The organism is Actinomyces sp. oral taxon 849 str. F0330, assembly GCF_000239715.1.
Taxonomy (GTDB): domain Bacteria; phylum Actinomycetota; class Actinomycetes; order Actinomycetales; family Actinomycetaceae; genus Actinomyces; species Actinomyces johnsonii.
This window is the reverse complement of sequence record NZ_JH470358.1, coordinates 73801-83085: the sequence shown is the minus strand read 5'-3', so window position 1 is coordinate 83085 and position 9285 is coordinate 73801. Positions and strand designations below refer to the sequence as shown.

General features: G+C 70.3%; 8 protein-coding genes and 1 pseudogene. 5 read left to right on the top strand and 4 right to left on the bottom strand.

The genetic code is table 11. The features are described 5' to 3' along the window. A pseudogene (locus HMPREF0975_RS16310) lies at positions 1–242 on the bottom strand (fructosamine kinase family protein); the annotation flags it as partial. Between the two features lie 161 nt (positions 243–403). Here HMPREF0975_RS16310 and pheA point away from each other — a divergent pair. Beyond that, a complete protein-coding gene (gene pheA / locus HMPREF0975_RS12500) occupies positions 404–1348 on the top strand; it encodes a prephenate dehydratase (protein WP_009234554.1) in 945 nt (314 codons plus the stop codon). Between the two features lie 360 nt (positions 1349–1708). After that, on the top strand, positions 1709–2254 hold the full coding sequence (locus tag HMPREF0975_RS12495; protein ID WP_049939946.1) for a low molecular weight protein-tyrosine-phosphatase: 546 nt from the start codon (positions 1709–1711) through the stop codon (positions 2252–2254). A 2-nt stretch (positions 2255–2256) separates the two neighbouring features. Here the strand turns inward: HMPREF0975_RS12495 and HMPREF0975_RS12490 are convergent, their stop codons facing one another. Continuing rightward, entirely contained in the window at positions 2257–3354 is a 1098-nt protein-coding gene (locus HMPREF0975_RS12490; RefSeq protein ID WP_009234552.1) for an alpha/beta hydrolase, read from the bottom strand. 319 nt (positions 3355–3673) lie between these two features. On the opposite strand from HMPREF0975_RS12490, the gene HMPREF0975_RS12485 reads away from it, so the two are divergent. From HMPREF0975_RS12485 to HMPREF0975_RS12475, 3 genes are all read left to right on the top strand, one after another. Further along, a complete protein-coding gene (locus HMPREF0975_RS12485) occupies positions 3674–4780 on the top strand; it encodes an ATP-binding cassette domain-containing protein (protein WP_049939937.1) in 1107 nt (368 codons plus the stop codon). Then, a complete protein-coding gene (locus HMPREF0975_RS12480; RefSeq protein WP_009234550.1) occupies positions 4777–5496 on the top strand; it encodes a methionine ABC transporter permease in 720 nt (239 codons plus the stop codon). The genes HMPREF0975_RS12485 and HMPREF0975_RS12480 overlap by 4 nt, the downstream gene beginning before the upstream one ends. 139 nt (positions 5497–5635) lie before the next feature. Further along, positions 5636–6487 (top strand): MetQ/NlpA family ABC transporter substrate-binding protein, encoded by an 852-nt coding sequence (locus tag HMPREF0975_RS12475; protein WP_009234549.1) that lies wholly within the window; start codon positions 5636–5638, stop codon positions 6485–6487. A 163-nt stretch (positions 6488–6650) separates the two neighbouring features. Here HMPREF0975_RS12475 and HMPREF0975_RS12470 read toward each other — a convergent pair whose 3' ends face one another. Then, positions 6651–7847: a glycerate kinase family protein gene (locus HMPREF0975_RS12470; protein ID WP_009234548.1), complete on the bottom strand. Its 1197-nt coding sequence runs from the start codon at positions 7845–7847 to the stop codon at positions 6651–6653. A gap of 77 nt (positions 7848–7924) precedes the next feature. After that, positions 7925–9285 (bottom strand): SLC13 family permease (locus tag HMPREF0975_RS12465; protein ID WP_009234547.1); only part of this gene is annotated, 1361 nt, incomplete at its 5' end.

Below are 9285 nucleotides of genomic sequence, written 5' to 3'. Positions count from 1 at the left end.
GCCGCCCCGAAAGCCGGGGCGCCCGCCGCGTGGGTGACGGCCAGCGCCCGGCCGAAGGCCTCAGCCCCGGCCGGCGTTACACCGGTCGTCGTCAGCCGCGGCTCCTCCAACCAGCCCGGGCCGCTGGTCACTGGGACCACGTGGGCGCCGCCGTCGGCCATCGCCCCGGCGAGCCAGGTCAGGCCCTGGGCCTCTAGGGCGGTGGAGACCGGACCGTCGTCGTGCTTGCGGAAAACGCTCATGGCCCCAGCCTGCCAGGTCGGCCGTGGTCGCGGGAGAGCAGTGGGAGGGCAGTGGGAGGCCGGCGTCGGGCCGGTGCCGAGCCCAAGCGCCGCCACGTGCCGGCGTCCCGCGGAGCAGCCCGGATCGGGCCGACCGAGCCGAACCTGACTACCCTGTGCCCATGACTGCTCCCGCTCCGCTCTGGTCCTTCCTCGGTCCGGCCGGCACCTTCACCGAGATGGCGCTGCGCCAAGTCGCCCCCGTCAACGTCGAGCTCGATCCCTGCCCGGACGTGCCCACGGCCCTGGACCACCTGCGCGAGCGCACGGTGGAGGCCGCTGTCGTGCCCATCGAGAACTCCGTCGAGGGCGGGGTCAACGCCACCCTGGACAACCTCGTGGCCTCCACGCCCCTGGTCATCGCCGCCGAGATGGCCGTGCCGATCACCTTCGTCCTGGCCGGCCAGCCCGGCACCCGGTTGGAGGACGTGCACGCCATCTCCACCCACCCGCACGCCTGGGCGCAGTGCCGCGGCTGGGTCCACCAGAACCTCCCCGAGGCGGTCTACGTGGCCGGGACCTCCACCTCGGCGCCCGCCCGCGCGCTGGCCTCCTCTGCAGAGGACACCGGCTTCCAGGCGGCGCTGTGCAACCCGCTGGCCGCCAAGGAGTACGGGCTGGAGGTCATCGCCGGGGGAGTGGCGGACAACCCCGATGCCGTCACCCGTTTCGTCAAGGTGACCCGGCCCGGTCGCGTAGGCGAGCCCACCGGCGCCGATAAGACCACTCTCCTCGTCCAGCTCCCGCACGACCGCTCCGGCGCGCTGCTGGACATGCTCGAGCAGTTCAGCGCCCGCGGCGTCAACCTCTCGCGCATCGAGTCCCGGCCGGTGGGCGACTCCCTGGGTCGCTACCGGTTCTCCATCGATGTGGAGGGGCACGTGCGCGAGGAACGGGTCCAGGCCGCCCTCATCGGGCTGCACCGCACTTGTCCGGTGGTGCGGTTCCTGGGCTCCTACCCGCGGCTGGACGCGCGCCCGACGGCGGTGCTGGCCGGCACCAGCGACAAGGACTTCGTCGTGGCCCGCTCCTGGGTCGCCGACGTCCTGGACGGCCGCGCGCTCTAGGTCCTGTTGCGTATGTCCGGGGCAGGCCGGTTCTCGCCGGTCGCCGACGTGCCTTAGGCTCGCGTTCGTAGGGTAGGTCGTCGGTTCGTACCCTCTACCCCTCGAACGCGCGACCTAAGGTACGAACACGCGCCCTGACCCCTCCCACCCGTACGCGTGGAATCCCTCCGTCCGGGAAGTGTGGGCCCGGCCGGTGGACAGGCGCTCGGGTCGTGCGCAAGGCTCGGGGACGTGAGCTCCTCCGACGCCAGCACCGAGACGACCACCGAGACGACCTCAGCCAGCCCCGCCTCCTCGACCGCCGCCCCGGCGCCGCCCTCATTACCTCGACGTCGGGGCTCCGGGCGCTACCGCGTGATCATGGTGTGCACCGGCAACATCTGTCGCTCCGCCATGGCAGAGATCGTCCTGAATGACCGCCTCGTCGCCGCGGGCCTCCACATGCGCGAGCCCGACGGCGTCGTCGTCACCTCGGCCGGCGTCTCCGACGAGGAGCGCGGCAACCCCATCGACTCCCGGGCCCGCCGCGTCCTGGCCGAGGCCGGCTACGGCACCGGCGCCGACGACGTCTCGCGAGCCACGGATATCGCCATCACCTCCCACGCCGCCCACCGCATCACCGACGCCGAGATAGCCGAGGCCGACCTCCTGCTGGCCATGACCGATTCCCACTGGAACATCCTCCAGCGCCGCGCCGCCGGCCTGGGGGCAGAGCCCTCCCGAATCCGGATGTATCGCGAGTTCGACCCCGCTGCCGCGCCTCAGACCGAGGCCGTCGCCGCCGGCCGGGCCTCCCGCGGCGTCCTCAACGTCCCCGACCCCTGGTACGGCACCATGGCCGACTTCGCCGATACCCTCGAGGTGGTCGAACGGGTCAGTGACGAGCTCGCCGCGCGCCTCGACTGAGTTCAGTGCAGGCGGTTGTCCAGCCAGTGCGTGACGGCCCGGAGGTACTCGGCGCGCGCCGGCGGCCCGGACAGGGCCAGGTCGTGAACGCCATCGGGGATCTGGCGGACGGTGACGTCATCGCCCAGATACTGCGAGCGATCGATGATCTGGTCCACGTCGAGGACCACATCGGAGCGCTGGGCCTCCTCCAGGCCCGCCTTTACGCCGCCGCTGGCCGTTGAGCAGCACACGAGGATCGGCACCCGGATGCCCAGCCCGTGGTGGACCTCGCGCTGCAGGCGGCGGATCCCCGCCAGGAACCCGGCCCGCACGGGGAAGGACGGCGCCGGTTTGAGCGCCAGGTCCCAATCCCATTCGCCGCGCCAGCGCCGGTGCAGAGCCTCCACGTAGTTGTCCTTCTCGCCGCGGCCGGGCTCATCGATGACGCGCTCGGGGTCCCGGCGCGAGATGAGGTCGACGATGGCCGACCCGTAGGAACGCACGAGCGCCGAGCCGCGCAGGTCCAGCCACGGGGAGTTGAGCACGACCGCGTCCACGGTCCCGGGATGGTCGGCCGCCCAGATGACCGCCTGCAGCCCGCCGGTCGAGTGCCCGTTGAGGACGACGACGTCGTGCCCGTGCTCGGAGCGGATGATGCGCAGGGCCTCGGAGATCTCCTCGTCATGGACGCGCAGGTCACGCACGTCGTGCGGGGAGGCGCACCCGATACCGGCGCGCCCGCAGGCCCGCAGGTCCAGCGCGTAGAACTCGTAACCGGCGTCGAGGTAGGCCTGCGCCAGGTGAGTCTGGAAGAAGTAGTCGCTGCGACCGTGGAGGTAGAGGACCGCGCGCGAATGGCGCGGCGTGCTGGCCCGACCGGCAGCCTCGCGCTGGTGGACGAGCACGGCGTGGTCGGCGCCGGGCGCCTTCGTGGGCGACTCGGTCACCGGGATGCGGCGCGCCACCCACGGCTCGCCCAGGATATCGGGCGTGATCGCGTCGTCGGAGCTGCTGGAGGCGCCTGCGGTTGTGGGTGCGGCGCTCGGGCCGGTAGGGGAGGTCGGGTCCGTCGGCTCCGGCTTCGGCTCGGGGGACGTCTGATCTGAGGTCGCACTCATGAGCAGATCCAAACATGCCGCCCTGTGCGGTGCGAGTAGCGTCGCCGATACGAGACCTGAGAATACTCAGAATGTTGCCGAAACGTCGACGAAGGTCTGATCGAAAGGGCCCTTCCGACGACGAGGGGGCCGGACGGCGGCCCGGCCCGCCTTCCCAACCGGCCCGTGGCGGCGGCACGGCCAGAGGAGGCTGGTGGCGTGACCTGGGTCCCTTGACGGCGTCGTCGCTTGCGCAGTCGATGAGACGCTGCGTAAGTTACTCGTGGCCATCTAGAGCAACCGAGAGACCTGGCTCGACGACATTGCAGCAACCCCCTTCATGGTGCGGGTGCTTCCGCCAGGAACGATGGAGGAATACGTGAGCACATCCGACCAGTCCGCCGCCGACCCCGGCCGGTCCGAGGACGGCGACGCGTCCGGCTCTCAAAGCGAGCCCATGATCTCCCTGCGCGACGTCCACAAGGTCTACCGCCTGCGCAGCGGTAAGGAGGTACGGGCCCTGGACGGCCTGAGCCTCGACGTCGCCCCCGGCTCCATCCACGGCATCGTCGGCACCTCCGGCGCCGGCAAGTCCACGCTCGTGCGCTGCCTGACCTCCCTGGAGCGCCCCACCAGTGGCCACGTGAGTGTCGACGGCCAGGACATGACCGCCCTGTCCGCCGGCCAGCTGCGCGAGGCCCGACGCCGCATCGGCATGGTCTTCCAGCACGCCAACCTCCTCGACCAGCGCACCACGGCGCAGAACATCGCCTACCCGCTGGCGCTCGCGGGCGTGCCGGGGGGACAGCGCCGCCCGATCGTGGAGCGCATGCTCGACCTCGTGGGCCTGTCCGACCGCGGCGCCTCCTACCCCTCCCAGCTCTCCGGCGGTCAGAAGCAGCGCGTCGGCATCGCCCGGGCGCTGGCCGACGACCCGGCCGTCCTCCTGTGCGACGAGCCCACCTCCGCCCTGGACCCGGAGACCACCCGCTCCATCCTCGACCTCATCAAGAACGTCCGCGACACCCTGGGCCTGACCGTCATCATCATCACCCACGAGATGAGCGTGGTCCGCCATATCTGCGACTCCGTCAGCTTGCTCGAGGCCGGCAGGATTGTCCAGAGCGGCCGCCTGGAGGACATCGTGCTCGACGTCGACTCCCGCCTCTCGCGCGAGATCGTGCCCTTCCCAAAGGTGCCCGAGGCCGCCGTCGCCCACGGTGAGAGCGTCATCGACGTCTCCATCACTGCTCACCCGGGCCAGCCGGCCGCGGTCGCCCTCATGTCCATGGTGGCCGAGCTCGGCGGCGACATCGCTGCCGGGGTCTTCGAGACGATCGGTCAGGCCCAGATCGGGCGCCTGGCCGTCACCGTCCCCGGGTCAGACACCGAACAGGCCGTGAGCACCCTGCGCCAGGCCGGTATTGCTGCGGAGGTCCGCTCATGAACCCGATTCTCCTTCCGCTGGCCCAGGCCGCGAGCTCGACGTCCGGGGACGGCACCTGGTTCAACAACCCGGCCATCCAGCTCAAGCTCGGCACTTCATTTGTCGAGACCTTGGCGATGGTGTCTGTCTCCGGAGTCCTGACCATTGTTTTCGGCCTTTTACTGGGGCTCACGCTGGTGGCCACCGGCCAGCGGGGGCAATGGCGCAATCCGCCCCTCTACTGGATTCTCTCGCAGATCGTCAACCTCGGCCGCTCCATGCCCTTCATCGTCCTCATGGTGGCGCTCATCTCGGTCACGCGATTCCTCGTCGGGTCGTCGATCGGGTGGCAGGCCGTCTGCGTGCCGCTGACGATCGGCGCGATCCCCTTCTACGCGCGCCTGGTGGAGACGGCCATCAACGACGTCGACCACGGCAAGGTCGAGGCCGCCCTCATGATGGGCGCCTCCGGCCGACAGATCACTTGGGGCGTCCTCGTGCGCGAGGCCCTGCCGATCCTCATCCAGTCCGCGACCGTCACCATCATCACCCTCCTGGGATACTCCGCCATGGCCGGCGCCATCGGGGGCGGCGGTCTGGGCGACCTCGCCATCCAGGATGGCTACCAGCGCAACATGGCCGACGTCATGGTCATCACGGTGGTCGTCATCGTCGTCATCGTGGGTGTCATCCAGCTCATCGGCGACATGCTCAGCCGGCTGGTGAACCACCGCTGAGGCGATCACCAGCCGGGGTAGGTGCGCTGGATCGGTTCAGACCGCTCTGGAGCTGTTCATCCGCGCCGTCGGGCCCAGCATCGTCAGACTTCCTTCTCTCCCATCATCGGGCCCGCCCGGCCCTCCGAAAGGAACCACCATGTCTTCCTCGTCCGCTTCCATCTCCCGCCGCACCGTCATTGCCGGCGGCCTCGTCTCAGCCGCCGCCCTCACCCTGGCCGCCTGTGGCTCCAAGACCGGCCTGACCGAGAAGAACGGCGTCACCACCATCTCCATCGGCGCCACCCCCAAGCCCCATGTCGAGATCCTCCAGTGGGTCCAGGACAACCTCACCGAGGGCACTGGCATCAAGCTCGACATTGTGTCCATCAACGACTACCAGACGCCGAACACCTCGCTGAACGACGGGTCGCTGGCCGCCAACTTCTTCCAGACCCCCAATTTCCTGGCGCAGCAGAACAAGGACAAGGGCTACAGCTTGGTGTCCATCGCCAATGTCCACATCGAACCCATGGGGATCTACACCTCCAAGGGATACAAGGACGTCCAGGAGATCCAGGACGGCGGCACGATCATCCTCAACAACGACCCGGCCAACACGGCACGCGGCCTCAAGCTTCTGGCCGCGGCCGGACTCATCGAGCTGGACAAGTCCGCTGAGCTGCCCAGCGACACCGACGTGACCTCCAACCCGAAGAACCTGAAGTTCAAGACCGTCGACGGCGCACAGGTCTACCGGTCGATGCCGGACGGCGAGGCCGCCATCATCAACGGCAACTACGCCATCGACGCCAAGCTCAACCCCAAGGAGGACTCCCTCTTCCTGGAGAAGGGCGGCAAAGACTCCGAGTATCCCAACCAGCTCGTCGTGCGCAAGGACGACAAGGACAACGAGCACCTCAAGAAGCTCGCCAAGCTCCTCAACGACGAAAAGCTGCGTGACTACATCACCAAGACCTGGCCGAACGAGGCCGTCATCCCGGCGTTCTGAGACGGACCCAGTCGGGGCCGGTTGTAGTTGGTCTAAGGGCCGACCGCGACCGGCCCTTCTCTCCTCGTGGCCGGGGACATCTCATGCGTACGGGGACAGAAATCCCGTCCCCGTACGCATGGAATGCTCCCGGCTGGAGCGGATTGCACCCGGCCGCATCGGTTCACGCGGCGATGGCGGCGCCCAGGAGAATGAGGCGCAGCGCCCGCTCGGTGGCGTCGGTGACGAGCTCGTCGGCGCGTGAAACGGCCTCGGGCAGATCCATGGGGACCGGGATGATGCCCATGACGGCGTCGATTCCGGCGGCGTGGACGGCCTCGGAGCCGCGGCCGATCGAGCCGGCCAGCGCGATGACCGGCTTGCCGGCCAGCTTGGCCCTGCGTCCCACCTCGGCGGGGATCTTGCCGCGCGGTGTCTGGAAGTCAACGGCGCCCTCGGCGGTGATGACCAGGTCGGCTCGGGCGATCTGGGCGTCGAGGTCGACCCCGCACAGGTCGGCATCCATGAGGATGTCGAAGCGAGAGCACAGCCTGGCCCCCAGCCCTGCGGCGAGCCCGGCCCCCAGGCCGCCCGAAGCGCCGGTGCCCGGGCCGGTGAGCAGGTCGCGGTGGTCCGCCTGGGCGGGGAAGGCCTCGGCGAGGAGCCCGGCCCAGTGGACCAGACCTGCCTCGAGCGCCTCCACCTGCTCGGGGCTCGCCCCCTTCTGCGGTCCGAACACGCGGGCCACCCCGCGCTCGCCGGTGAGGAGGTTGTGCATGTTGCCGGCCACGAGGACCTCGACGTCGCGCAGGCGGGGATCCATGCCGGAGGTCTCGATCCGCCGGACCCGGGCCAGGTTCGAGCCGATCGGGTCGACCTCATGGCCGCCCGCGTCCAGGAGTCGGGCGCCCAGGGCGACGAGTGCGCCGGCTCCGCCGTCGCAGGTCCCCGAGTCACCGCATCCGATGATGATGCGCCGGGCTCCGCCGTCGAGCGCCACCGAAATGAGCTCGCCGACGCCGATCGTCGTCGTGGCGCCGGGGTCGCGCATGCCGGCGGGCACCAGGCGCAGGCCGGCCGCCGCGGCCATCTCCACCAGCCAGGTTCCCTGGGCGGAGCCGCCCAGTCGGGCCAGGTAGGAGTCGACCGGCTCGCCAACGGGGCCGGTGACGCGAGTGGTGATGAGGTCGCCGCCGGTGGCCCGGGCCATCGTGGCCGCCGAGCCCTCACCGCCGTCGACCAGGGGCAGCTCGACGACGACGGCGCCGGGCAGGAGACGGCGCACCCCGGCGGCCACGGCCTGGCACACCCCTTCCGGGGACAGACTCTCCTTGAAGCCCGAGGGGGCGACGAGAATACGGGTGGGTACGGACGTGGGCATGACTTTCCTCCAGAATTGCAATGTTTGAGGGGTTCTCAGGGGATAGGGCGGGCTCCGAGGCGCGGTGCGGCCCGGCCTCACCAGCTCAGGCCCAGCAGCGGCCACAGCCAGGCGCTGCACGCCATGACCAGGACCACCATGAGGGGCCCGAGGAACAACGACAGACGTCGCAGGTCGTCGGGGGAGAAGGTCTCCATGCCCTCGATGTCGGAGAACATGGCCACCGGCTTGGCCGAGGACGGCAGCGTGTGGCAGAAGCCAGCGGCGGCGGTCGAGGCGAAAGCGGCCGCGGCCGGGCTGACGCCCACCGCCGGGGCCAGGGCCACGACGATCGGGATGAGGACGGCCGAGCGGGCCGAGCGCGACTGGATGACCAGGTGCGACGCCGTCGAGAGCACCACGACGACCAGCATGAAGGGCCAGGGCGAGTCGATCCTCAGGGCATTGAAGGCCGAGGTCGCCACCCACTTCGCGGCGCCGGTGGACACCAGCGCGTCCCCCATGGCGAGGGTGGCCGCCATGAAGACCAACAGCGACCAGGGGGCCTTGGCCAGCGCCTTGCGCAGCGCCACCGAGCCGTAGCCGGGCAGCGAGGTCACCAGGACCCCCAGGAGGGCCACGATGGCCGGGTCGACGCCGTGCAGGGACTCGGTGCACCACAGCATCACCACCGTGCCGACGAGCAGGGCGGCGCGGTTCTCGGCCTGGGTCAGGGGACCGGTGACCGGGGTCGGGGAGGCCGCCGCGAGGTCGGCGATGTCGACGCGCACCCGACGGCGCATGTCCTCCTTGCGGGTGAACAGTCGCATGATGAGCTCGGTGGACAGGTGACTGGACAGCGCCGCCAGGGGCAGGCCCAGCAGTAGCCAGCCGGCGAAGGAGAACTCCTGCCCGCCGGCCGAGGCCACGATGTGGGAGGTCACCAGGTGGGCACCCGCCCCCAGGAAGGAACCGACCGCGGACAGCAGGATGACGGTGGGGAAGATGAGCGACAGGGCGTGGATGAGCCGCTTGCGGGAGGCCGCCAGAGCGGCGTCATCGTCAGGTCCGGTGCTCAGGGCCCCGGCCAGGGCCGTGTAGACCGGCAGCAGCAGGGCGGCGCGGCCCGAGGTGGAGGGGGCCGCGAAGACCGTGGCGACGATCGCGGCCGTCACCAGGTGGACCAGGACGCGCGGGTGGTCCGTGCCGGTCACCAACCAGGCGGCCAGGCGGCCGGTGAGGCCCGAGGCGCTCACCCCGACGGCGATGACGAAGGCCGCCACCAGGAGCCAGATCGTGTCGTCCCCGAGGCTGGCGAACATCTCATCCGGGCTCAGGGCGCCGGTGAGGACCAGGGCGGTGGCGGCCCCCAGCGAGATGTAGGTGTCGTCCACCTTCGTGAAGGCCCAGGCCCACACCGAGGCGATGAAGATGATCAGGGTGAGTGCTCCGGTGACGG